The organism is Haloglycomyces albus DSM 45210, from assembly GCF_000527155.1.
GTDB lineage: Bacteria > Actinomycetota > Actinomycetes > Mycobacteriales > Micromonosporaceae > Haloglycomyces > Haloglycomyces albus.
Genome location: NZ_AZUQ01000001.1, coordinates 984,724 through 1,008,958, shown reverse-complemented (window position 1 = coordinate 1,008,958; position 24,235 = coordinate 984,724). Strand labels below are relative to the sequence as shown.

Here is a 24,235-nt window from a genome sequence, read left to right as displayed (position 1 = left end):
TGTGCGGGAACGTCTGCTTGAGCGCCAAGAAAACTCAATCACGATCCTCAGTGAGGAAAGGAACGGCCATGGCGGGCAGTGGTGAGAGAAAGTTTGACGAAGAGTATCTGCGTGAGTGGATTGAACTCCTGGACGGTCAGCGCGAGAAGCTGGAGAACGAGCTTCAGCCTATGATGCAGGACGGCGGAGACTTGCACAAGGAACCCGCATTCGGGTACATGGACGGTTCGAACACCGCTCGAACCAATTACGGTGAGTTCCATTCAACGGTTTGGTCGAACCTGGAGAAGATCCGCAAGACGATTTACGGACTGCAGGAATCGCTCCAGAAGTCGATCGACAACTCTGGAAGCGCCGAAGACGCCAATACGACTGGACTGGACAACGCCGCGCAGTAGGCGCGGTCGTGATGAAGGAGTGTTGAAGTGACTGTGAATAAGTTCGGTCGCACCGGGTTGGCCGCTATCGGTGCGGCTTCGTTGGTGTTGCTGTCGGCGTGTAATTCGGAGGACGGGTCGGACTCCTCAGGTGGCAGTGACGGCGATTCGGTTCGACAAGTTGTGAAATCGTGGGCGGATCCATGCAAGACGTATGACAATTTGCAGCCACTGGTCGATTTCATTGACATTGATGGAATCAACGACGGCTCCGATGCGTGGGAGAGTAGCCCGATTGACGGGGAACTGGGCGCGCGCTGCAGTGGATCACCTCTAATTGAGCACAATGAGGAACTTGGTCCGGAACGGGGATACGGTGCGCGCGGCAAATTCTATGTAGACGTATCGGCGTATGAAAGCGATCGGACCGATCTTGCAGAACGTGATCACGAGAAGTTGTTGGATCAGATCGATAATTTCCGTTCTGATGACAACTACACCAGCACCGATCTCAGCTCGTCTCTAGGAGACGATAGTGCGGTTGTCATTATAGAACAGGATGATGACTCCAGGCGAGGATATGTATTCGCTGGTTTCCGTGACGGACCTACTTATTACAAGGTCACTGTCGAACTTGATAAGGACCAAGGTTACACGCAAGCTCAAACTGCTGCCGAATACCCGGATCTTCCAGAATATTCCTGGTATGACCCGAATAAGAGTCCCGAAGAGTATGCCTATTACGACTTTACGTATGACGAGCTAGGCACCTTCGTCTTGGAGGATTACCTCCCCGGTTTGAGAGACATTGTGAACGAGGAGATGGAGAGCTGATCCATGGCAGAGTATCAAGCAGAAGAATACGGCGGAATTACAGAATCGGCCAACTATTACAATGACCTGTCTTCCCGTCTTTTGAATATCGGGTCGTGTAAGAACGGTGACTGCGAGAATATAGAGGACTCTGAAGCAGAAGACGCGTGGCTGCGCCTCATGTCTGCGATTCCGGTTAAAAACCAGGAAATTCAAATGCGGAGCTCGGAAATGAAAATGCCGAGCGGCTGGACTGTGACGGAATTCGTCAATCAATTGCGCCCTGCCGAGCAGAACGATTACTCTATAGAACATATTCGGGAAAAATGGGGAGATTTCTTCGATACCCTGAGCCCTTCGGAATCGGAACTCAAACAAAAGCTAAAAGATATAGATGACAACTGGACGGGTGATGATGCCGATGCGTTCGCCGACCAGGTGGAAGGTCTAGTAGATGATCTGAAACGGCTAACTGCTGAGATCGGCGGTGAAAATAAGGATGACGGTATGATCGAAAATCTCCGTCAGCGGGAAACCACTATCGCCAGCATGCAAGGGGGAGAAGGATCCGAGGGAACTCCCTACCCGGCTGTGCACATTACGACCGTTGGAGACCGCTGGTGGTGGTGGGACGAGATCCATGTTCGTCCACCGTACATCGCCGAATGTCAGGATGAGACCTGTGACAAAGCCGATGATGTGGCCGAGTTGGCGGGATTCGACACCAGCACGGTTACAGAGGTTCAGGACTGGACGGCCGATCGTGCTGAATATTTGCACGAGTACAAGAATCGTCCCGAGGTGGCCGAATCCGAAGGCAAAGAACCCGGTTGGTTCACCATGGACATGGCGACCGAACAGGCCAAAGATGAGCTAGACCAGCAGTCTCGGTCGGAAAGTGACTACGATCCGAAGGACGATTATGAGGCTCGCGCGACCGATTTGAACCGCAACATCGTAGAGCGCATGAATATCGCCAGCGATGATGCCGGGCAGGTTGAAAACGATGTCAGCCCCTCCAACGACACGGATATGAACCCCGAGGACTATGGCCCCAAGCCGTATTCTCCTCCGGCTGGAGGCGCACCCGCTGGAGGCGGAGGTGCGCCGGGAACCGGCGATTACGAGTCACCCACTGCACCAGGGCAGACACCCAGCATGCCGGGAGGCGGCGGCTCCGGTGGTGGACCGGGCAGCCCGAGCTATCCGGGTCCTGGTGGCCCAGGGACCGGTCCGGCACCTGGCGAATACGACCCCGACGACCCCGAAGGCTGGGAATGGGATGAGAACGGCAACCCTGTACCGGCGGGGTCCGGGTCCGGCGGAGCCGGTCTGGCCAGCGCCGGCGGACCCGGTGCTCCTCCCGGAATCGGTGGACCCGGCGGCGGCGTGCCTGGTGTAGGCGGCGGTCCCGGTGCCGGTGGTTCGGGTATGGCCGGTGCAGGCCCCGGTATGGGCGGTGCCGGTGCGGCCGGTGCTGGTGCCGGTGGCGGCGGCCGTGGCGGCATGATGATGGGCGGCGGCGGTGGCGGCGGCGGTATGCGCGGCATGAACGACGGCGACAAGGAGAGCAAAGGCGAAGCCGACGCTTGGCTTGTCGAAGACGACGATGTCTGGGGCGTTACCGACGAGGACGACGACCCGTACGCGTAGACACCGCTAGGGCGTTCTCAGTGGAGCGCCTTACGCTTCCTTAAAGGGATCCTGCCTGGGAACACGTTTAGTGTTCTTCGGGGCGGATCCCTTCTTTTTCGGCCCATTCAGTCAGGTGCGCTCGGGCTTCTTCTCGGCTCATGGGTCCGTGCTCTAGGCGCAGCTCCTTGAGGTGTTTCCAGGCTTTGCCGATTTGGGGTCCTGGTCCGATACCCAGTAGCTCCATGATTTCATTGCCGTTGAGATCGGGTCGTACGGCGGCCAAATCCTCTTTTTCGCGGATTTCGGCGATGCGTTCCTCAAAGGAGTCGTAGTCGGCTTTGAGGCGGGCCGCTTTGCGTTTGTTCCGCGTCGTGACGTCGGAACGTACCAGAAGATGGAGCCGATCGAGATCGTCTCCGGCGTCGTTGACGTAGCGGCGCACCGCCGAATCGGTCCAGCCGTCCTGACCGTAGCCGTAGAAGCGCAGGTGCAGGAAGATGAGGTGGGCGACCGTTTCGATCTCGGACTTGGGGAATTTGAGCGCGCGCATGCGTTTCCGGGCCATTTTGGCCCCGACGACGTCGTGGTGGTAGAAGGTGACGCCGCCACCTGCCAGTACGCGTTTGGTATCCGGTTTGCCGATGTCGTGGAGTAGGGCCGCGATGCGCAGGATGGTGTCGGGCCCGGTGTCGTCGTATCGGTTTTCGAGCTCGATGGCGTTCTGGAGCACTTGGAGGGAGTGCTCGTATACGTCTTTGTGCTGGGCGTGCTCGTCGATCTCCATACGCAGCGCACTGAGTTCGGGAAGGAACCTGTCGGCGAGGCCGGTATTGACCAGTGCCTTCAGGCCGCGTACGGGGTCGGGCGTGGCGATGAGTTTGACGAATTCGTCGCGGATACGCTCAGCCGTGATGCGTTGAAGTTCGTCGGCGAGGTTGTGCATCGCTTCGAACGTTGAGGATTCAATGTCGAATCCCAGTTGAGAGGAGAATCGGGCGGCTCGCAACATGCGCAGGGGATCGTCGCGGAACGACGTCTCGGCCGATCCCGGTGTCTGAATCGTCCCTTGGACCAGGTCGGTGATACCGCCGTGAGGATCGACGAATTTGTGGTCGGGGAGTGAGACGGCCATGGCGTTGATGGTGAAGTCGCGCCGCTTTAGGTCGTCGGTTATATTGTCTCCGAACGCGACTATGGGGTTGCGGGTGATACCGTCGTAGGCATCTGCCCGGAAAGTCGTAACCTCTACCTGTTCGCCACGAAAGACGCCGCCGATGGTTCCAAACTCTGCGCCGGTGGTCCAGGTCGCGGTGCAAGCCGCTTTGAGGAGGCGCAGTGTCTCATCGGGACGGGCGTCGGTGGTGAAGTCCAAGTCGTGGACTCCTCGACGCAGGATGGCGTCACGTACCGGCCCACCGACCAGATAGAGCTGATGACCGGCAGCGGTGAACAGCTCGCCAAGGTCGTCGGCTAGGGGCGGAACGGTAATTGCATTATGGTTAGATTCAGACATCGCCCCATAAGCTTACAGACCCTCCTTTTCAGGTGCGGACGTGAATGTCAAGGGTGTGAAGAGCCAGTTTCGCGAAGAAAGGACTGTAGTGAGCGCAACCGCTACAGAAGGTGTTGGTAAGTCAAGCGTCATAATGGGGTTGGGCTCACTGGTGAGTCGCATCACCGGATTCGGGCGTACCGTCGTTATTTCGGCGGCGATCGGCGCGGGGTTGCTGGGTAACTCCTATACCACCTCGCAATTCTTCCCTCAGATGATCTTTGAGCTGGTCATGGGGGGTATTTTCACCGGTATCATCCTGCCCCTGTTCGTCAAGGCCCGCAAGAACGACCCGGACGACGGTGCGGCGTTCACACAGCGACTGTTGACCCTGGCGTTCCTGCTGCTGGCTCTGGCAACCGTCGCCGCTACCCTGGCCTCACCTCTGATCGCGCGCGCCATGTCCGAAAACGCGGAACAGGCGGTCCTGGTCACCAAGCTGACCTATTGGATGATGCCCGCGCTCATGTTCTACGGTCTCGCCGCCATTCTGGGCGGTGTCTTGAATTCGCGAGAGCGTTTCGCGGCTCCCATGTGGGTACCGATCATCAACAACATCGTCGTTATCTCGGTCGGTGTGGCCTTCTACGTCTTGTTCACCGGCTCCAGTCAAATCGAGTCGCCCGACGAAGTGACGCCGGGGATGATCATGCTGCTGGGTGCGGGTACGACGGCCGGTATCGTCATTCAGGTCATGGCGCTCTTCCCGGCCCTGCGGAAGGCCGGTTTCCACTGGAAGTGGCGCTTTGACTTCCGGGCTCTGCCGCTGCGGGAGATCGCGCACATGGCGACGTGGTCGATGGTGTTCGTCGTGTTGAACCAGGCGTCGGTGGCGGCCGTGCTGCGGTTCGCGAACGGCGCCGCAGGAAGTGCCGATGACGACGGACCGTTCGTCGCCGGTGCGACCGTCTACAACAACTCGTATTTGATCATGATGATGGTCTACGGCATCATCGGAGTTTCCATCGTGACCGCCCTCATGCCGCGTATGACGCGTGCGGCCGACGATTCCAATTGGGAGGATCTGAAGGCGCATCTACGTGGCGGACTCCGCATGATGTCGTTCCTGGTCATTCCCGCCGCCGCGATACTGGTCGCCCTCAACCAGCCCGCCGCCTTCGCGGTATTCCAGTGGGGGATATACACCCCCGCCCAAGCCGAAGCCACCGGTTACGTACTGGTCGCGGCCGCGCTGTCGTTGCTTCCGTTCGGGATCAGCCAAATGCAGCTGTACGCCTTCTTCGCGCAGACCGACACCCGTATGGTCGCCCTGATCAACATTCCGGTCATCGCCATTCGCGTCGGCTGCTACATTTTCGCCTTCGTGCTACTGCCACTGGAATGGATCGTGGTCGGTTTGTTCGCCGCCAACGGAGTTTCCTATCTGGTGTCGGTATTCCTGGCGTTTGTGATTCTGCGGCGCCGCATGGGACTGCTGGGCATGTTCGGGGTCCTGAAGGGGCAGGCGGTCATGGCCTTCGCCGCCGTCTGTGCGGCGGGAGTGGCGTGGCTGGTCTACCAAGTCTGGCCGAGTCCGCTAGACGACAAGTTCAGCCAAATCCTCAGCACGGCCGTGCCCGGTATGGTGGCATTGCTGGTATACGTCCTGATTTGCATGGCATTGCGGGTGAACGAGGTGCGTGATCTTCACACCCTGGTGCGCTCTAAACTGGGGCGCTAAACAGTAGAATGTCAGTGGAGTGTGATGAGGCGACGTGGGCCCGGACTATAGGATGAGGGGTTTGGATGACTGTCAGCGCTGACCTGCCAGAGGTCGGGGAGCTTCTCGCCCAACGCTATCGTCTGGACGAGCACATCGGAGGCGATGGCGGGGCACGGAACCTGTGGCGTGGTACCGATATCATCCTGAATCGAACCGTGGCCGTCGTCGTTCGGATCCCCGGCGGAGAAGAGGCGTCCGCGACCATGAACGCCGCCGTCGCGGCCTCCCGAGTGATCACCGACTCGATGGTGTCGGTCTACGACGCCGTCGACGAACACCGGTTCGCCTACGTCGTACGCGAATGGGTGGAGGGCGAACCTCTGACCAAGGTCCTCCGGCACGGAACCCTGCCGGAATCGGACGCGCTCGAAATCACCGCTTCCATCGCCGACGCCGTGCAAACCGTTCATGACGCGGGAATCGCTCACGGCCATCTGCACACCAATTCTCTGCTGTTGTCCGAAGACGACCGCATCATGGTGACCGAACCGTATGGGGAGACCGGACACAGTCAATCCGACGACGTACGAGCGCTCGGGTCGATTCTCTACGCGGCACTGACCGGATCCTGGCCCGGCGACGTACCGGTCAACGTCAACCTGCCTGCTGCCCCGCCGGATGAACAGGGCCGACCCCAAGACGTACGCGAACTGAACCCCGAGGTCGGGGCAGAGGTATCCAGTGTCGTCGCTGGGCTCGTAGATCCTTCCGCCGAACCGCCGTCGGCGGGTCGTCTCGCCGAGCGTCTGCGTGACCTGGCAAGTGATGAGCAGGAACGCGGTCTGGCTATGGTGACGCCGGCCGCGGTTGAGGAACCGACTCGGGTGGACGTTTCTGGAGAACACGACGTCGCTGCGGCCGAGCTCGGAGGTCACGCGGGTTCTGACACCGCCACCGGAAGCTCCGAGGTCTCCATTGGAACAGACCGACCGCCCCGGTCGATGAAACGTACGGCCCTGATCGCGGCCGGTGCCGCCTGTTTGGCATTGGTGGTCGTCATCGGCGGTTTGGTGTTCTTCGAAGAGGAACCCGAGACCGCCCAGTCCGCCAGCGAGAACGAACAATCCGACAGGGAAGGCTCCGGCGAGGAAGGTTCCGACGAGCCCGCCGCTCCCGAAGCGATCGACCTCAGCGCCGATATGGTGCGTATCGTCGATCCGCCGAAAGGAACACGTACCGAACTCGGGGGAACCGACCTCCTCTTCGACGGCGACGAAGCGACCGGCTGGACGACCGACACCTACAAACGCGACCCCAACTTTGGAAACCTGAAACCCGGAATGGGGATACTGGTCGACCTGGGGGAAAAACAGGACATTTCCTCCGTACGCGTCACCATGACCTCGCCCGGTGCCACGGTCGGACTGCTGACGGGAAGCGACGATCCAGGTGACAGCACCTCAGGTGACCAGGAGATCGTCGACGCCTTTGACACCGTCGTCGAACCGTTGGACAATGTCAATTCCAACCTGGAACTGCGCCCGGACGGTGATTTGGAGGCGCGGTATATAGTGGTATGGATAACCCACCTGCCCCAGGTGCCCAGCGGATACAAGGTGACAGTGAGCTCGATTGATGTGTACGTACGCGAATAACGACGCGATGGCGGTGTCCCACCCCGACCCTGCGCATTCGCACTGCACCGAAGCCTCCCACCACAGCGACGGGGTCACCTAAGGGTGGTGATGCCATGACCCAGTCCTCCACACCCCGGCCCCCGGATCCGGACCTCCCCGACGCCCAACTACTCGACCGACACGTCAACGGCGACCGGGAGGCCTTCGGCGAACTCTTTCGACGCCACCGCAATCGGCTCTGGGCCGTCGCCGTGCGCACTCTCGGCAACCCCGACGACGCCGCCGAAGCGCTACAGGACTCAATGATCAAGGCCTACCAATCCGCGCGGGGGTTCAAAGGGAAGTCGGCCGTCTCCACCTGGCTGCACCGCATCGTGGTCAACTCCTGCCTCGACCGCATCCGCTCCAACCAGCGCCGCCGCGCACTCGCCGAACGCAATATCCGCGAAAACCCCGAGGAAGCCTACGTCAACCACGAAGACGTCAGCCTGTCGGTGACGGTACGCCAAGCACTCCAGGAACTTCCCGCCAATCAACGCACCATTCTCGTCTACGTGGACATGCTGGGCTACCCGGTCGACGAAGTCGCCGAAATACTGTCGATCCGCCCGGGCACGGTCAAATCCCGTGCCGCACGCGGCAGAAAGAAGATGGCGTCCCATCTACGTTCGGTCGGATGGGACGGGAACCCACCCGAGCAGCGAGACGTCTCAGAGAAGAGACCACCGCACCCCACAGCCGCGCCGCCACAGCCACCAGAAAGGAGGAGGGCCTGAATGACGTCCCCCAGCCAGTCACCCTGGAGCCAAGACGACATTGCCTCCGTCCTTCGCCGCAGCAGCGCAGACTACGACGATATTCCCCAATCGGTGGAGCGGCAACTGGACCGCGTGCTGGACAACCTTCCCGACTCGCAGAAACTCCGCCCGGTCTCCAAAACCGCCCGATGGACCGACCGCCTCCGCGCCACCCGACCGCGCCTCGCGGTCGCCACCGTGGCGTTTTCAGCGCTTGCGATCCTGGTAGTGGGAGTGGTGGCGACACCGATTCTATTGAATTCGCGGCCACAGGAAGCTCCCAACAGCGCAGTCGGTTCGCAGGACGACGAAGACGACGCCACCGCGACCGAGGAGGCGAACGGAGACTCGGAGTCCGGCCCTGAATTCTCCGGCCCCGACGCCACCGATGAGGACGACCTAGGCGCGATGGGAGACGGAGAGAACGGCGACACGACCGGCGAAACCGACGAGAGCGGCGGCACCATTCAGCGTGTGACCAGCGGTACGGAATACGATTCCAGCGATAACGTCCTAGAGATGCTCCGCACTCTGGAGAACGACCCCGCCGCGGAGGTCAGCGAGGCACCGAAAGACCTGCGCGAAATGATCGCGGATTCATCCTCCTGGCGGGATTGCCAGAAAGCGATCCTGGAAACCTACGCCCTCCCACTCGTGGCTGATTTCGCCACCTTCGACGGCGAACCGGCCGTGGTGTTCCTACTGGCCTCGGATTCGGGAGACACCGCAGTAGCGGTAGGTCCCGAATGCAGCGACGGCATCATCAACGAGCTCTACATCTCCGACTGAACACACCGACGGGAGCGGACCGACAGCGGCCGGACGTGCCCGGTGCGTGACTGGCGGCACATGTCAGCCTAGAGGGGAATAGGCCAACCGGCACTGGCGTTAGCTAATTGAAACAGACTTAAGCCCCAGGAGATTGCTGTGAGCGAGACTGAAGAAGTACGAGACGTGATCATCGTCGGTTCGGGACCGGCAGGCTACACCGCTGCGGTCTACACCGCACGTGCGGACCTCAAACCGCTGGTGTTTGAAGGCTCGCAGTTCGGTGGGGCGCTGATGGACACCACCGACGTGGAGAACTACCCGGGGTTTGTGGACGGCATCATGGGACCCGATCTCATGGATGAAATGCGGAAACAAGCCAAACGCTTCGGTGCCGAGCTCGTTCCCGAAGACGTCAGCCGCATGGAGTTGGAAGACACCATCAAGCGCGTCTGGGTCGGCGACCAGGAATACCGTGCCCGTACGGTCATTCTGTCCACCGGCTCGGCCTTCCGTAAACTCGGCGTCCCCGGCGAGGACGAATACATGGGGCACGGAGTGTCGGCCTGCGCCACCTGCGACGGCTTCTTCTTCCGCGACCAGCACATCGTCGTGGTCGGTGGCGGTGACACCGCCATGGAGGAAGCCACGTTCCTCACCAAGTTCGCTGAAAAGGTGACGATCGTACACCGCCGTGACACCTTCCGGGCCTCACGCATCATGGCCGAGCGGGCCATGGACAACCCGAAGATCGACGTTCGCTGGAACAGCGTCGTTACCGAGATTCTGGGCGAAGACAAGAAGGTCTCCGGCCTTCAGATCAAAGACACCGTGACCGGTGAGGAAAGCGTGATGGACGATGTGACCGGGGTGTTCCTGGCAATCGGCCACGACCCGCGTTCCGACCTGTTCAAAGGCCAGGTCGACCTCGACGACAACGGCTACGTCGTCACGCAGCCGGGCTCGACTCGCACGAACCTGCCGGGCGTCTTCGCCGCCGGCGACCTGACCGACCCGTTCTATCAACAAGCGGTGACGGCAGCCGGAACCGGTTGCATGGCAGCGCTCGACGTTGACAACTACTTGTAGTACCTTCCCGATCGCAAGGAGAGAAATCATGGCTGACACGAAATCCGGAGCCGCCGGTAAGGCCGTACCCGTAACCACCGACGAATTCGAAGCCGAAGTGCTGCAGTCGGACAAACCGGTTCTGGTCGACTTCTGGGCGACCTGGTGCGGCCCGTGCCGCAAAGTCGCGCCGGTCCTGGACGAACTGGCCAACGAAACCGACGAGGTCGACATCCGCAAGTTGGACGTAGACGCCAACCCGGACATTGCCCGTCAGTTCAGCGTCATGAGCATTCCGACCATGATCCTGTTCAAGGACGGCAAAGCCGCCGACCAAATGGTAGGAGCCAACTCCAAACCGGTCATCAAAAAGTTCGCTGGTTTGAAGTAAGGTGACCGCTCAGCTTGCCCCAGGCACTCCATATTTACGCTGTGGGGGATTCTCACGACCTGAAGGTCGCGACGAATCCTCCTCGCGCAAATCTGCAGCACCTGGAACAACCTGAGCTCCCCTCCAGCTCTACCGCTTCTGCGCTTCGCTGGAAGCTCGCCAGTTTCGTCGGGGTATTCATGGTGGTTGAGCTCTGTAGGGAACACAGCCAGCTCTACCGCTTCTGCGCTTCGCTGGAAGCTCGCCAGTGACGTAAAGGACTTGTGTGGTAGTCGAGGCTTCGCTGGAAGCTTCCTAGGTCTTGGTGGAGCGGTTCCATAGATTTAAAGCCGCGAGCGCTAATGGCGCTCGCGGCTTTTGCGTGCCCTGTCGGTGTCGATGAGACCGAGCGATGAGCTCTGACTACGAGGACTCGTATTCGCGAATCATGTCGATGTGCCCGGTATCGAGTAGCAGTAGGTCGAATTCGGATTCCATGTCGTTCTCGTTGGCCGCTTCGGCGTCGCTGGCGATGGCGCTGTGCATCTCCAGGCGCAATCGGGGGTAGCCGTGGTCGGGAGTGACGGTTTTGAACCCTACCGAGCGGAAGAAGTCGGCCGGAGCCACGCAGGCTTCCCCTTCTCCCCGTGCGTCGCCGAAAGCCTCCAATGCGTACAGTCCTTTGCGCCGCACGTCGGTGGCCGCCGCTTGAATCAGTTGTCGCCCGAGACCCCGTCCTGTCAGTTCCGGTGCCACGTAGGCGGTCATGATGAGCGCGGCGTCGGTGGATACCGGTCCGGACGGGAATTCCTCGGCACGCGGGACGAACTTGGGGGAGGCGTACATGATGAATCCGGCGAGTTTTTTACCCTGGAAGGCGAGTCGTCCGCATGATCCCCATTGGAGGAGCGTCTGTGAAATCCAGGCTTCCTTCTCCAGTGAGGGGTCTCCGACCTCAGCGGCGGCATCGGCACAGACGGGGGAGAGCTCCCAGAATATGCAGTGCCGGCATTTGCGTGGTAGCCGATCCAGGGAGTCCAAGGTGAGGTTCTCAATACGCCTCTGTTCCACCTGTCAAGGTTACTTCGATTTACCGAGAGATGGTCGCCGAACACGCCCGCACCCTGTCAGGTTTACGACTCTTGAGGGTTAGTGCCGTCCTGTTGCCATCAGCTCGGTTGTCATATGCCACCTGGTGTTCTGTTCGAAACATTTTCTCGTCGCGGAGGATTTTGAGAGTTAGATTCGAAAAACAACCGCACGCTGGGTACCGTCACGAGCACACTGGGGTTCACGCCGGTGAGACGACCTGGAGGTGAACGTGATTATTGCCCGACGACATTACGCCGATCCTGACCACGTCGTTCCGTTATGGAGGATCTGTGTGAGTAAGCGGTTGTGACCGGTATTTGGACAGCGAGGAGAGCTCCCCATGCGTCATTCCGAACCCGCCGGAGTCGCCGACTCCGGGCGTAACAACGCGGTGCCCGCTGCGAACGACCGTCGCTTTCTCGGGCATCCGGGCGGCCTGGCGGTCCTGTTCGGTACGGAAATGTGGGAACGGTTCAGTTTCTACGGGCTGCAAGGGATCCTCGTTCTTTATCTGACCGCCACCTTGGCCAATAACGGTCTCGGTCTCGACGACACCGTGGCGGTGCCGATCGCCTCCATCTACGCCGGAATGGTGTACCTGACCGCGCTTCCCGGAGGATGGCTCGCCGACCGAGTACTGGGATCACGGCGTGCGGTACTCATCGGCGGGATCGTCATCATGCTCGGCCACATCTCCATGGCCCTGCCCGTAACGGGGCCGGCGTTCGTATTCGCCGGACTGGCTCTGGTCATCATCGGAACCGGGCTGTTGAAACCCAATATTTCCGTGATGGTCGGGAATCTTTATCCCGAAGATCAGGACGCCCGCCGCGACTCGGGGTTCTCCCTTTTCTACATCGGCATCAACATCGGGGCGCTCCTCGGTCTGATCGTTACCCCGTTCCTTGCCGGCGATGATCGTTGGCACCTCGGGTTTTCGGCGGCAGCGGTGGGAATGGCCATCGGTCTGCTGTGGTACATGCGAGGGTGGAGTAGCATTTCCGGCCCTGGCAACGGCCCCAGCCGCCCGCTCGACCCGCGTGAGCGCTCATTGGCTCTGCGCTCTATCCTGATCGGTCTGGCGATGGTTTCCGTCGTCATGGTCGTCTGGGTGGCGAGCGGAACGTTTAACTTGGTCACCGTACCCACAGTCATCACCGTGCTTGGCGTGCTGGTGGTCGTCGGTTACTTCGTCTACATCTTTGCGCAGAAACACCAGATGACGCCTGCGGAGTTCACCGGTATGCAGGTCTACGTGGGCCTGTTCCTCGCTGCCGTCGTGTTCTTCATGCTTTTCCAGCAGATCGGCAGTGTGTTGACCGTCTTCGCGAATGAGGAGGTCAACCTGGATCTGTTTGGCTGGGAGATCCCCGCCGGAGCAACACAGAACTTCAATACGCTTTTCATCCTGTTGTTCGGTGGGGTGGCCGCGGGGCTGTGGGTCAAACTGGGCGACCGTTTCAACACGGTCAAGAAGTTCACCGTCGGGCTTGTGTTGATCGCAGCGGCCTTTGCCCTGTTGGGTTCGCTGCAGATCATCGCCGATGGGGGCGCGACGATCGCGCTGTTGTGGTTCGGTGTAGTGTATCTGCTGATGACGTGGAGCGAGCTCACCATTTCGCCGGTTGGTTTGAGCGTGACGTCGGCACTGGCTCCGCAGAAGCTGCGTGGGCAGATGATGGGGGTGTGGTTCTTGGCTCCGGCGGTCGGCACTCCGGTGGGTGGGCAGTTGTACGCCCTGCTGGTACCGCACATCGGTAAGTCGGGTTTCTTCTTCGCGATGGCCGCGATTTCAGGTGTGGCGGGTTTGCTCATGCTGGTGTCGGTCCCGAAACTGAGTCGCCTGCTGGTGTCCGCCGGGCATCATTAGCGACAACAACGCCTTGGACGCCCGCTCAATCGAGCGCCCAAGGCGGTATTAGGACCAATGGGGTGGTCGTTCGTTGAGGATGTCGAGGTCGTGTGCCGATAGCTTGGGGCCCTTACGGGCGCTGCGGGAACTCATCCGTTCCGGAGGTTCACCCCAGCCGATGTCGGTATCGTCCGAGGTCTGGTCAGGAATGACGGAGAGGTCATCATCGCCGAATTCAACAGGGCGGTCATCGTCGGATTGAGCCATGATTCAGAGGATAGCGCTGCCAGGTGACGGGACACAATCGGATTGCGGCGGTGTCGTGGTTAGTGTGCTCCCAATTCCACGAGCACCACACCGGCACTGACGGTCGCGATGCCCAAGGCCATACGCATCGTCAGCGGATCTTTCCAAATGGCCCGTGCCAAGAGCGCTACCAGCGCGATCCCGGTCGCCGTCCAGATGCCGTAGGCCACTCCGATCGCCATGCCTTCGTCCAGCGCGAGTGCGAGGAAGAAGAAGGCGATGAGGTAGCCGCCGATGACCGGCGCGATCCAGATACGCTTCCTGAGTCCGTCGGAGACGCGCAGCCCCAGGGTGGCGATGATTTCGCACGCGATGGCGGCAATCAGCCAGATCCAGCTCATGACAGGGACTCCTTAGACACGCGAGTGGCGGCGGAATGCGATCCGCTTTCGATCATGATGACGCCGGCGGCGATGAGCGCGATTCCCGCGATGGAGACGGGCTGTAGCAGCTCGTTGAACAGAAGTGCCGCGAGGAGTGCTGTTAGTGCGACACCACTGGCGCCCCAGATGCTGTAGGTCACGCCGATGGTGAGTCCGGACCGCAGTGTCAACCCCAGCAGGACGAACGCCGCGATATAACTGGTTGCCACAGCAGGTGCCCATATTGCGTTGTCGACCACGGCACGCAGGGACATCGTGCCCACTACTTCGGCGACGATCGCCGCGCTCAGCAAAAGCCATTTCTTCACGGCAACACCTCCGCGTCGTCGATGAGTCGGCAAGCAGACGTGCGCACCGACTCCAGGTTGTGTGCGGGAAAGACGCCGGTCGCATTCGCCATCCAAGCGCCGTCGGCGGCGAATCGTGCGGTATCGAGCAGTGCCGTGGCCTGCTCTGACAGTCCTTCGGTGGTGAGCCACGTACCGAGGTGTCGTTGCCAGGGTTCGGCCAGGACGGGAAGGAAATGTGTATCGGTGCAGATCCAGTAGTCTCCGCGCGACAATTCGTTGGCCGTGGCGACTTCGACGTACGCCCGATGTTTGTCGAAGGGCGTGAGCTCGTCGGGACCCGCGCCCGCTGCTTTACGCAGCATTTCGGCCCATCGCTCTGCGGTGTGGTCGACGAGCCCGAGCATAAGCTCCTCCTTGGTGCCGTAGTAATACAGCAACCCGGCCTTGGTCAAGCCCGCCCGCTGCGCGACGGAATTCAACGAGATCGTCACGCCGTTGACCGACTGATCTTCTTCCGCGAGGCTGCGTGCGGCCGTCATGATGCGATCCCTGGTATCGGTGCTCATAAAATTACTTTACCATCCGGTTGGTAAAGTGTCGAGGATTCACGTCGCCCTCAATCGGCTCGCGACATAATAAAAGCGGGTTGGTGAACAGCGCATACGCTGAAACCAACCCGCTTGGTGAGGTATGGGACTTAGCAGCAGCCGCAGCCGCCACCCTCCTTGGTGTCGTTGAGTTCGGCCGCGACCTTCCCGGTGAGTTCGTAACCGGCCTCGTCCACGGCCTCGCGTACCTTGTCGAGGGCCAACTCGGCGTCACTGGCGACGGTGACGGTGCCCGATTCAAGGTTGACGTCCACGCCGGTGACTCCCGAAACGCCCTTCAACTCATCGGTGACACTGTTGACGCAGTGCTGGCAGCTCATTCCTTCGACTTTATAGGTGCTCTGCATGATGTATCTCCTGTTTCCAATGGTGGTCGGCGGGAGGGAGTGTCGTCGTCGAATACCACGATTCCGCGCTGGTGGACACGCCGTGTCGGCGTTAGCCGCGCAGCAGGCGGGCGACGGCGGCGCTGGCTTCCTTGACTTTGGTTTCGGCCTCCTGCGCGTCACCCGAGGTTTGGGCGTCGGCCACGCAGTGAGCCAAATGTCCTTCGAGGAGGGTCACCGCAGTGGACTGCAGGCTCTTATTGACCGCTGATATCTGGGTCAGAATATCGATACAGTACTTATCGTCATCGACCATGCGTTGCAGGCCCCGAACTTGACCTTCAATACGCTTCAGACGGCGTACGATCGCGTCCTTGTCATCGTGATACCAGTAGTGTTCGCCAGTCTCTTCGTGACTGAGCGTTTCCTGCGGTTGTTCCATCGCGACCTCCTCATCGTTCATTATATACCCCTAGGGGGTATCATGCAAATCGCGGCCCGTAACACACCCCGACCCGTCCGTATTAAATTGTGCCAGTTATTGAGAATTCCTCTCCTAGCCCTTGTCAAGCGTGACACCCCGGACTAACGTCAGAATGGTTCATTTCTCCCGGCGCGGAGTCCGACGTAACCCCGACCCGATGAACCGGACCCGCGTATTCAGAAGAAAGGAGCACAGTGCGTGCTTGACGGTGAACCAATGACCGATTCGCGCCCCCACTCCACTTCAGGGACTGCCCCGCCCCGGACATCATCGCAGTCTGAAGGACGCTCCTCCTGGCAACGTATCCTCAGCGTCGGCACGGCAGGCGTGTTGGCGGGACTCGTACTCTTCGGTTCAGGCGTCGCCCAAGCCGAACCCAGCGAAGAAGAGCTACGCGAGGAAATCGAAGACCGCAACGACGAGCTCGAAGAGGTCATCGAAGAATACAACGGGAAACGTGAAGAGCTCAAGGACGCCGAAGACCTGATCGACCAGATCAACGAAGACCTGCCCGAGTCTGAAGCGGCCGTTGAAGAAGCCCGCGATCAAATCGCCGACCTCGTCACCAACGCCCACATCAACGGCGACACGGCGTTCGTCAACGCGGTGCTCAGTGGAAATTCCGGCAACATCGCCGACCGGATGAGCTACCTCGAGACCTTGACGGCCAACGAACAGGCCGACCTCCAAGAGTTCGTCGACAATGTGCAGGAACTCGAGCAGAAGAAAAAGGAGCTCGAAACCCTGCAGGAAGACGCCGATGAGATCATCAGCGACTTGGAAGAGCAAAAAGAAGAGATCGAAGCCGACGTCGCCGACCTGGAATACCTGCTGGACCAGGTGACGGCCCCGGAGGTCCCTGACGCGCGCCAACCCAACTACAACGGAGACAACTCCGAGGTAGTCAACTTCGCGCTCAACCAACAGGGAGAACCGTACGTGTGGGGCTCGGCAGGGCCCGACAGTTGGGACTGCTCGGGATTGGTCCTCGGGTCCTGGAAACAAGCGGGCGTTAGCCTGCCGCACAACGTCAACATGCAGTGGAACCAGGTTGCCAAAGTATCCCGAAGTGAACTGCAGCCCGGTGACATCGTCTTCTACTCCGGACTGAGCCACAATGCCCTCTACATTGGAAACGGCGAAGTAGTACACGCACCGCAAACCGGTGACGTAGTCCGAGTGGCCGATATGGACATGATGGGCATAGCCGGCTTTGGTCGTCCGTGACCGCTGGGATGGGCTGAGGCACTACGCCTTCGCGCTGCGGGGGATTCTCACGACCTGAAGGTCGTTACGAATCCTCCTCGCACGAATTCGCAGCACCTCAGCCCATCCCAGCTCTACCGCCGCTGCACACGCGCTGCGCGCGTTGTTAGCGGCTCGCCAGTTACGTAAGGGTTTGCGGGACATCGAGTCTTGCTGTGAAAGCACAGGCAGTTCTGCCGTTTCTGTGTTTCGCTGGCAGCTCGCCGGTTGTTTTCTCCGTAAGGCGGCCGGGCAGCCGCCCTTGTCGCCGCCTCTGCACGGATACGTGGTCTATCGTGGATCGTTGTATCGCCGCCTTTCGAACATGTGAGAGAGCTGTGGTGTCCGACCTATAAGGAGGTCGGACACCACAGCTCTCTCACATGACGTCTTGGTGGTGCTTCAGGTGGTTAACCAGCTGCGGGGTACGGGTGCGCCTTCGCTGAATCCGGCGGCGCTTTGAATACCCACTTGAGCACGTTCGTGGAATTCCTCCAGGTTCCCCGCTCCGGCATAGGTTGCCGCCGAGCGGACTCCGGCCACGATGGAGTCCAGCAGATCTTCCAAACCGGGCCGAGTCGGGTCTAGATACATGCGCCCGGTGGAGATTCCTTCTTCGAATAGGGCCTTACGGGCCTGCTGAAAGGGGTTGTCCCCTGTATTGCGGAGCCGTACCGCCCGAGCCGACGCCATGCCGAAGTTCTCCTTGTAGGCTTTCCCTTCGGAATCGTAGTGCAGGTCGCCGGGGGACTCGTAGGTTCCCGCCAGCCAGGAGCCCACCATGACGTTGGAGGCACCAGCCGCCAGCGCCAAGGCCACGTCGCGCGGGTGGCGAATTCCGCCGTCGGCCCATGCGCTCTTACCCAGCTCGCGAGCCGCTGCGGCACATTCCAGGACGGCGGAGAACTGCGGACGTCCCACGCCGGTCATCATGCGGGTGGTGCACATGGCTCCGGGGCCGACGCCGACTTTGACGATGTCGGCACCGGCTTCGATCAGCTCGCGTGTACCTTCGGCCGTCACCACGTTTCCGGCGGCGATGGACAGGTGCGGGGCGGTCTTCTTGGCGATGGCGATCGCATCGATCATGCGTCCCTGGTGCCCGTGGGCGGTGTCCATGACGATCAGGTCGGCGCCCGCGTCGGCCAGGGCCGACACCTTGGCGGCGACGTCGCCGTTGATGCCGACGGCCACGGCGATGCGCAGTCGTCCCTGATGGTCGGTATTAGGGGTGTAGAGGGTGTTGCGTAGGGCCGCCGGTTTGGTCAGCATGCCGACCAGCTGACCGTTGACGTTCACCACGGGAGCCAGTTTGATCTTGGCGTCGTTGAGCCGGTTGAACGCCTCCTCATCGCTGATGCCCTCCGGCAAGGTGATGACGTTGGTCGAGGCGATCTCGGCCAAGGGCGTGAAGCGATCGACCCCTTCACAGTCGCCGGCGGTGACGATTCCGACCGGACGGTTGCCGTTGTCGATGAGAATCACGGCACCGTGGGCACGCTTGGGAATGAGGTTCAGCGCTTCGCCGGCGGTAGCGGTGGGAGACAGCGTAATTGGAGTATCGCAGGTGATGGGGCGCTTTTTCACCGTGTGGATCGTATCGGCGACGACGTCGAGAGGGATGTCCTGTGGGATCACGGCCAAGCCTCCGCGCCGTGCGATGGTCTCGGCCATGCGCTGGCCGGACACGGCGGTCATATTGGCGGCGATGATCGGAATGGTGTTTCCCGTGCCGTCGGAGGTGGAGAGATCGACGGACAGGCGTGAACCCACGTCGGAGCGGGCCGGGACCATGAATACGTCGGAATAGGTGAGGTCGTGTTGGGTGACCGGGTCCGGTCCCTGAATGAAACGCATGGTTGTTCCTAACATGTATGCGAGAGCCGACTCTGCCACGATAACCGGTGCCGTCCGGCCCTTACGGTCATCGCTGGAACCGCTGTCGAATGAAACAGCGGTGTCTTACATTGTTTGAAATCGGAGACTTGCCAGATGCCAGGACCGCACGCCGAGCGTGATGTTGTTCCGGGCGGCAAGAGGCCTTCCGCAAGAGCAATGCGGCAGTAAACCAAGCCATCACCTGACCAGTCAAAGCGGCCTGATGCGGGAACCGACCGGCTGCACACCAGGACACACAAATATGCGCAGCCCCCGAACGGGGTGGGCTGCGCATATTTATGAGATTACGGGCTCGTTAGGAAATCTCGCAGATGGAATCACCTGCGGCAATGGTGTCACCGATCGACAGGTCCAATTTCGCGATCGTACCCGACTTGTGGGCTTCAATCGGCTGTTCCATCTTCATTGCCTCGAGCACTACGACGGTATCACCAGCGGTAACGGTTTGTCCATCCTCTACCGCGAGCTTCACGATCGTACCCTGCATCGGGCTGTCCAAGGTGTCACTGCCACCGGACGCGGCGGGTGACGCCTTGTCCTTGGACTTGGAACGCTTACGAGGTTTGGAGTTGCCCGCCGGTTTCACCAGGTTCGCGGGCATGGAGACCTCTACGCGCTTGCCGTTGACCTCCATGAGGACCGTGGTGCGTTCCTCGGATTCGGTGTCGGGAGCGTGAGTGGGGGCCGGTTCCAGGTTATTGGCCCATTCGGTCTCGATCCAGCGGGTGAAGACGGTGAAGTCTTCCGTGAAGGCCTTGTCGCGGACGATCTCACGGTGAAAGTCGATCACCGTCGGCAATCCTTCGACGTGCAGCTCGTCCAGCGCCCGACGCGAGCGCTCCAGCGCCTGCTGCCGGTCGGCACCGGTAATGATGAGCTTGGCCAGCATCGAATCGAAGTTGCCGTCGATGACCGTGCCCGGTTCGACACCGGTGTCGATGCGTACGCCCGGTCCGAAGGGCCAACTGACCTTCTCGACCGTGCCGGGAGCCGGGAGGAAGTTGCGGGCGGGGTCCTCGCCGTTGATGCGGAATTCGATGGAGTGGCCGCGCGGCTCGGGGTCGGCCGTCAGGGGCAGTTTTTCCCCGTCGGCGATCATGAACTGGTAGCGGACCAGGTCCATGCCGGTGGTCTCTTCACTGACCGGGTGTTCGACCTGAAGGCGGGTATTGACTTCCAGGAAGGAGATGGTTCCGTCCTGGCCGACCAGGAATTCGACCGTTCCCGCGCCGAAGTAACCGGCTTCTTTGCAGATGCTGCGGGCGGCTTCGTGGATATTTGAACGCTGTTTTTTGTTGAGGAAGGGCGCGGGTGCCTCTTCCACCAGCTTCTGGTGGCGACGCTGCAGGGAGCAGTCACGGGTTCCCACGACGACGACGTTGCCGTGCTGGTCGGCGATGACTTGCGCTTCGACGTGACGAGGTTTGTCGAGGTAGCGCTCCACAAAGCATTCTCCGCGTCCGAAGGCGGATTCGGCTTCACGGACGGCCGATTCGTACAGATCGGCGACTTCTTCGCGCTCGCGGGCGACTTTGAGTCCGCGTCCGCCACCACCGAAGGCCGCTTTAATGGCTACGGGCAGGCCGTGTTCGTCGGCGAAGGCCAGTACCTCGTCGGCGGTGTCGACGGGGTCTTTGGTGCCGGGTACCAATGGCGCACCGGCTCGTTCGGCGATTTTTCGCGCCGTCACCTTGTCGCCGAGGTCGCGAATGGCCTGTGGGTTGGGGCCGATCCAGGTGACTCCGGCGTCGATGACCGCCTGGGCGAAGTCGGCGTTTTCCGACAGGAAGCCGTAGCCGGGGTGGATGGCATCGGATTCGGAGCGCTTGGCTACCTTTAGGATTTTGTCCATATCGAGGTAGCTTTGGGCCGCCGTGGTTCCGTCTAGGGAGTACGCCTCATCGGCCAGCAGGACGTGAGGAGCGTCCCGGTCGCCATCGGCGTACACTGCGACGGATTCGAGGCCCGCGTCTTTGCAAGCTCGGATTACTCTCACCGCGATTTCGCCGCGGTTGGCGATCAATACCTTACGCACGTTAGGCAGTGTAATGGGTGGCCTTCACCCGGTTGCTACGGCTAGAGCAATTTAGTGAAGTTATTTCGGTATAAACCGGGCATAATTTGTAGGGTTCACACAGATTCGTTTGTGGATTTTTTCTGATAGTCGTGCTGAATCGCTTCGCGCCATTGTTGCGACATGTCAGAGTTCATGTCCGTCCCCAGATCGATCTCCCCATTGGCGATGCGATCGGCGGTCTCTTCACACCAGGTGGCGTCCACGGCCAGCATTTCGGCCCGACGTCGCATCATCGCACGAGCATGGTCGGGCATGAAATCGAGGTCCTGAGATTCCCATTCACCCGTGGTATTCGCCAAGCACTGAGTGAGCTGTTCGATGTGCCCGTAGAGCGCGTCGGCGCGCTCACGGAGCACGGCGATGGCTTCCTTGGTTCCCAGGGCCGGGGCGAACGCCCAGACGGCTTCGAAGGGGTCGGTGGCCGGGGTGAACTCCCACAGCTGCCGACGCAGCTCGGTGTGGAAGGCGCGCTCGCCTGCGGTGGTGATGCGGTAGCTGGTGCGGGCCGGACGGTCGTTGACCGATTCGGTGGAGACGATCTCGACAAGGCCGTCGGAGGTCAACTTTTTCAGCGCGTGATAGATCGACCCGGCCTTGAGCTTGTTCGGGCTCTCGGGTGGGCTCCATCGTTCGAGTTCGTGGCGAATGAGGTAGCCGTGAACCGGACCGAGCCAACGCACCAGTCCCAAAACCGTCAGTCGAGTGCTCCACATGGTTCTAGAATATACCAGCCTTGACTATCATGTGTATCACCAGAAATTCGTTGGACTACTGGTTATGGTCGCGCCTATAGTCAAAGTTGAACAAAAGGCGAGCATATATTAGACTTCATTATGACATCATAATAGTGTCATCATGCAAACAAGGGAACATCATCATGTTGATCGAAACCAAGGGGTTCAAAAAGACCTTCAAAGCCCGCGGCGAGACGGTGGAAGCCGTAAAAGGCGTGGACCTGTCGGTCGCCGAAGGTGAGATCTTTGGCCTCCTCGGTCCAAACGGAGCCGGAAAAACCACCACCATGCGGATGCTGTCCACTCTCCTCGAGCCCAGCGCGGGTGAAGCGAAGGTAGTCGGACACGATTTGCGCAAGAACGCCGAAGCGGTACGTCGCGATATTGGGTATGTGGGCCAGCACGGCGGAACCTGGGGTGACGTCAGTGCCCGCGACGAACTGATCATGCAGGCCCGCATTTACGGCATGTCAAAGGCCCAGGCGCGCGAGCGCGCGGCCGAACTACTCGATCTGTTTCAACTGAGCGAATACGGCGACCGCCGCACCAAGACGTACTCGGGCGGCCAGCGTCGCCGCCTCGACATCGCTCTCGGCGTCGTGCATCGCCCCAAACTGCTGTTTCTGGACGAACCGACGACCGGTCTCGACCCGCAGAGCCGTGCGCACATGTGGGACGAAGTCCAAGGGCTGCGCGAGGGCGGCACCGGTATTTTCATCACGACCCACTACCTCGACGAGGCCGATGTGCTGTGTGACCGCATGGCCATTGTGGATCACGGCGAGATCGTCGTGGAGGGAACACCACGCAGCCTCAAGCACGATGTGGCCGGAGACGTCGTCTCCGTCGGCGTCAACGGTCAAGCCGCCGAAGCCGAAGACATCCTGACCGGCCAGGAATTCGTGCGGGAGGTGGAGCGCAAGGAGGCCGACCCGACCACGGGGATCTCCGAGATCCGTCTCTACGTCGAAGACGGCGCCGAAGCGGTTCCGACCATGTTGCGGTTGCTTGACAAGGCCGATATCGCTCCGGCCTCGATTGAGCTGCACCGCCCCAGCCTCGACGACGTCTTCCTCAAACAAACCGGTCGCAGCCTCCGAGAAGGGAAATAGAACACCATGAAATTCTTGCGCGATACCTGGCTGGTATATCAGCGCTCCATGCTGCTGAACCTCAAACAGCCGGTATGGCTGGTCGTCATGCTGGTTCAACCACTGTACTTCCTCATTCTCTTCGCGCCCTTGCTGAACGGCTTCGAATCCATGCCCGGATTCGAAAACGGTGCGATGGAGACGTTCGTGCCCGGACTGATCATCATGATGGCGCTGTTCGGTTCCACCTTCGTCGGCTTCGGCCTGATCGCGGAGCTGAAGGAAGGCATCATCGAACGTATGCGGGTGACACCTGTCAGCCGGGCCGCATTGTCGGCGGGACGTGTCCTGCAGACCGTTTCCACCACCGTGGTGCAAGCCCTGGTCTTGGTGTTGCTGTCCGCACCCATCGCGGGCCTGACCATCCACTGGAAGGGCCTGGGAATGATGCTGTTGATCGTGGTGCTGGTGGCATTCCTTCTGGGAAGCGTCTCCTATGCGCTGGCAATCATTCTGCGTAGTGAAGATGCCTTGGCTCCTGTGGTAAACACTGTGGTTCAGCCGGTCATGCTGCTGTCGGGAATCATGCTGCCCATGGCCTTGGCTCCCAACTGGCTGCAGACGGTCGCCGATTTCAACCCGTTCTACTACGCGGTGGAAGCGGCACGGTCCCTCTTCGCGGGAGACCTGTCGGATCCGACGATTTGGCAGGCCGGAGTATTCCTAGGTGGACTCATGCTCCTGGCCATGTTCTGGTCGACCCGAAAGTTCTCCAAAGCAGCTGCGTAGTGGGTGACCGCTGGGATCGGCTGAGGCACTACGCCTTCGCGCTGCGGGGGCCTCTCACGACCTGAAGGTCGCTACGAGTCCTCCTCACGCGAATTCGCAGCACCTCAGCCGATCCCAGCTCCTCTCCAGCTCTACCGCTTCTGCGCTTCGCTGGAAGCTCGCCAGTTGGTATATCTGTGGGGAATGTGCGGTGGTGGGGCATTTTAAGAATGCCAGGCACTCTACCGGCGCGTCATCCGTCCTAAAGCCTAGAGAAAACTTGAAAGAGAGAATAGGAATGAAGACGGCGTACCGTCATCATTCCTATTCTCGTCTCTAAAAGCGGCGGTGAAAATGAACTGCGAACGTTGGGCTTGTTTGTCGGGCTGGAGCAACCGGG

The 24,235-nt window shown here is 60.4% G+C and carries 24 protein-coding genes; 13 read left to right on the top strand and 11 right to left on the bottom strand.

What is annotated here, in order from left to right:
- Nucleotides 1-68 precede the first annotated feature (68 nt).
- Genes HALAL_RS0104745 through HALAL_RS17360 form a run of 3 tightly spaced genes read left to right on the top strand, consistent with a single transcriptional unit; the run spans nucleotide 69 to nucleotide 2,843 of the window.
- A complete protein-coding gene (locus HALAL_RS0104745; RefSeq protein ID WP_025272902.1) occupies nucleotides 69-398 on the top strand; it encodes a hypothetical protein in 330 nt (109 codons plus the stop codon).
- A 27-nt stretch (nucleotides 399-425) separates the two neighbouring features.
- The gene (locus HALAL_RS0104740; protein ID WP_156937598.1) at nucleotides 426-1,211 is read left to right on the top strand and encodes a hypothetical protein; all 786 of its coding nucleotides are present in this window, start codon (nucleotides 426-428) and stop codon (nucleotides 1,209-1,211) included.
- Nucleotides 1,212-1,214: 3 nt separating this feature from the next.
- Nucleotides 1,215-2,843, top strand: coding sequence for a hypothetical protein (locus HALAL_RS17360; RefSeq protein WP_025272900.1), 1,629 nt, complete (start codon nucleotides 1,215-1,217; stop codon nucleotides 2,841-2,843).
- Between the two features lie 67 nt (nucleotides 2,844-2,910).
- Here the strand turns inward: HALAL_RS17360 and HALAL_RS0104730 are convergent, their stop codons facing one another.
- Nucleotides 2,911-4,338 carry a CCA tRNA nucleotidyltransferase gene (locus HALAL_RS0104730; protein WP_025272899.1) on the bottom strand — a complete coding sequence of 476 codons (1,428 nt, stop codon included), beginning with the start codon at nucleotides 4,336-4,338 and terminating at the stop codon, nucleotides 2,911-2,913.
- Between the two features lie 88 nt (nucleotides 4,339-4,426).
- Between HALAL_RS0104730 and murJ the strand changes: the two genes are divergently transcribed.
- The 6 genes from murJ to trxA all read left to right on the top strand — a co-directional run bounded on the left by murJ (nucleotide 4,427) and on the right by trxA (nucleotide 10,701).
- On the top strand, nucleotides 4,427-6,058 hold the full coding sequence (gene murJ / locus HALAL_RS0104725) for a murein biosynthesis integral membrane protein MurJ (RefSeq protein ID WP_025272898.1): 1,632 nt from the start codon (nucleotides 4,427-4,429) through the stop codon (nucleotides 6,056-6,058).
- Between the two features lie 65 nt (nucleotides 6,059-6,123).
- Complete coding sequence (locus HALAL_RS0104720) at nucleotides 6,124-7,695, top strand: protein kinase family protein (RefSeq protein WP_025272897.1); 1,572 nt, start codon at nucleotides 6,124-6,126, stop codon at nucleotides 7,693-7,695.
- A gap of 95 nt (nucleotides 7,696-7,790) precedes the next feature.
- The gene (gene sigM, locus HALAL_RS0104715; RefSeq protein WP_025272896.1) at nucleotides 7,791-8,453 is read left to right on the top strand and encodes an RNA polymerase sigma factor SigM; all 663 of its coding nucleotides are present in this window, start codon (nucleotides 7,791-7,793) and stop codon (nucleotides 8,451-8,453) included.
- Nucleotides 8,454-9,263 carry a hypothetical protein gene (locus tag HALAL_RS0104710; protein ID WP_025272895.1) on the top strand — a complete coding sequence of 270 codons (810 nt, stop codon included), beginning with the start codon at nucleotides 8,454-8,456 and terminating at the stop codon, nucleotides 9,261-9,263.
- Nucleotides 9,264-9,401: 138 nt separating this feature from the next.
- Complete coding sequence (gene trxB / locus HALAL_RS0104705; protein ID WP_029767400.1) at nucleotides 9,402-10,331, top strand: thioredoxin-disulfide reductase; 930 nt, start codon at nucleotides 9,402-9,404, stop codon at nucleotides 10,329-10,331.
- A 28-nt stretch (nucleotides 10,332-10,359) separates the two neighbouring features.
- Nucleotides 10,360-10,701 (top strand): thioredoxin, encoded by a 342-nt coding sequence (gene trxA, locus HALAL_RS0104700; RefSeq protein ID WP_025272894.1) that lies wholly within the window; start codon nucleotides 10,360-10,362, stop codon nucleotides 10,699-10,701.
- A 402-nt stretch (nucleotides 10,702-11,103) separates the two neighbouring features.
- On the opposite strand, the gene HALAL_RS0104695 is transcribed toward trxA, so the two are convergent.
- Nucleotides 11,104-11,751, bottom strand: coding sequence for a GNAT family N-acetyltransferase (locus HALAL_RS0104695; RefSeq protein WP_025272893.1), 648 nt, complete (start codon nucleotides 11,749-11,751; stop codon nucleotides 11,104-11,106).
- A 361-nt stretch (nucleotides 11,752-12,112) separates the two neighbouring features.
- Between HALAL_RS0104695 and HALAL_RS0104690 the strand changes: the two genes are divergently transcribed.
- Nucleotides 12,113-13,642: a peptide MFS transporter gene (locus tag HALAL_RS0104690; RefSeq protein ID WP_025272892.1), complete on the top strand. Its 1,530-nt coding sequence runs from the start codon at nucleotides 12,113-12,115 to the stop codon at nucleotides 13,640-13,642.
- A gap of 48 nt (nucleotides 13,643-13,690) precedes the next feature.
- On the opposite strand, the gene HALAL_RS0104685 is transcribed toward HALAL_RS0104690, so the two are convergent.
- From HALAL_RS0104685 to HALAL_RS0104660, 6 genes are all read right to left on the bottom strand, one after another.
- A complete protein-coding gene (locus tag HALAL_RS0104685) occupies nucleotides 13,691-13,891 on the bottom strand; it encodes a hypothetical protein (protein WP_025272891.1) in 201 nt (66 codons plus the stop codon).
- Nucleotides 13,892-13,950: 59 nt separating this feature from the next.
- A complete protein-coding gene (locus HALAL_RS0104680) occupies nucleotides 13,951-14,271 on the bottom strand; it encodes a DMT family transporter (RefSeq protein ID WP_025272890.1) in 321 nt (106 codons plus the stop codon).
- The gene (locus HALAL_RS0104675) at nucleotides 14,268-14,621 is read right to left on the bottom strand and encodes a DMT family transporter (RefSeq protein WP_025272889.1); all 354 of its coding nucleotides are present in this window, start codon (nucleotides 14,619-14,621) and stop codon (nucleotides 14,268-14,270) included. Before HALAL_RS0104675 ends, HALAL_RS0104680 begins: the two co-directional genes overlap by 4 nt.
- Nucleotides 14,618-15,169 carry a TetR/AcrR family transcriptional regulator gene (locus tag HALAL_RS0104670; protein ID WP_025272888.1) on the bottom strand — a complete coding sequence of 184 codons (552 nt, stop codon included), beginning with the start codon at nucleotides 15,167-15,169 and terminating at the stop codon, nucleotides 14,618-14,620. Before HALAL_RS0104670 ends, HALAL_RS0104675 begins: the two co-directional genes overlap by 4 nt.
- 131 nt (nucleotides 15,170-15,300) lie before the next feature.
- Nucleotides 15,301-15,558: a heavy-metal-associated domain-containing protein gene (locus tag HALAL_RS0104665; RefSeq protein ID WP_211240426.1), complete on the bottom strand. Its 258-nt coding sequence runs from the start codon at nucleotides 15,556-15,558 to the stop codon at nucleotides 15,301-15,303.
- Between the two features lie 91 nt (nucleotides 15,559-15,649).
- Nucleotides 15,650-16,000 (bottom strand): metal-sensitive transcriptional regulator, encoded by a 351-nt coding sequence (locus HALAL_RS0104660; RefSeq protein ID WP_025272886.1) that lies wholly within the window; start codon nucleotides 15,998-16,000, stop codon nucleotides 15,650-15,652.
- Nucleotides 16,001-16,219: 219 nt separating this feature from the next.
- Here HALAL_RS0104660 and HALAL_RS0104655 point away from each other — a divergent pair, with 219 nt between their 5' ends.
- Nucleotides 16,220-17,248, top strand: a complete 1,029-nt coding sequence (locus HALAL_RS0104655; protein WP_156937597.1) for a C40 family peptidase — start codon at nucleotides 16,220-16,222, stop codon at nucleotides 17,246-17,248.
- 420 nt (nucleotides 17,249-17,668) lie between these two features.
- On the opposite strand, the gene HALAL_RS0104650 is transcribed toward HALAL_RS0104655, so the two are convergent.
- The 3 genes from HALAL_RS0104650 to HALAL_RS17355 form a co-directional block, all read right to left on the bottom strand.
- Nucleotides 17,669-19,123: a GuaB1 family IMP dehydrogenase-related protein gene (locus tag HALAL_RS0104650; RefSeq protein ID WP_025272884.1), complete on the bottom strand. Its 1,455-nt coding sequence runs from the start codon at nucleotides 19,121-19,123 to the stop codon at nucleotides 17,669-17,671.
- Nucleotides 19,124-19,460: 337 nt separating this feature from the next.
- Complete coding sequence (locus HALAL_RS0104645; protein ID WP_025272883.1) at nucleotides 19,461-21,200, bottom strand: acetyl/propionyl/methylcrotonyl-CoA carboxylase subunit alpha; 1,740 nt, start codon at nucleotides 21,198-21,200, stop codon at nucleotides 19,461-19,463.
- Between the two features lie 95 nt (nucleotides 21,201-21,295).
- Nucleotides 21,296-21,955, bottom strand: coding sequence for a PadR family transcriptional regulator (locus HALAL_RS17355; RefSeq protein ID WP_025272882.1), 660 nt, complete (start codon nucleotides 21,953-21,955; stop codon nucleotides 21,296-21,298).
- Nucleotides 21,956-22,122: 167 nt separating this feature from the next.
- Between HALAL_RS17355 and HALAL_RS0104635 the strand changes: the two genes are divergently transcribed.
- On the top strand, nucleotides 22,123-23,088 hold the full coding sequence (locus HALAL_RS0104635) for a daunorubicin resistance protein DrrA family ABC transporter ATP-binding protein (RefSeq protein WP_025272881.1): 966 nt from the start codon (nucleotides 22,123-22,125) through the stop codon (nucleotides 23,086-23,088).
- A gap of 6 nt (nucleotides 23,089-23,094) precedes the next feature.
- On the top strand, nucleotides 23,095-23,856 hold the full coding sequence (locus tag HALAL_RS0104630; RefSeq protein ID WP_025272880.1) for an ABC transporter permease: 762 nt from the start codon (nucleotides 23,095-23,097) through the stop codon (nucleotides 23,854-23,856).
- Nucleotides 23,857-24,235 lie beyond the last annotated feature (379 nt).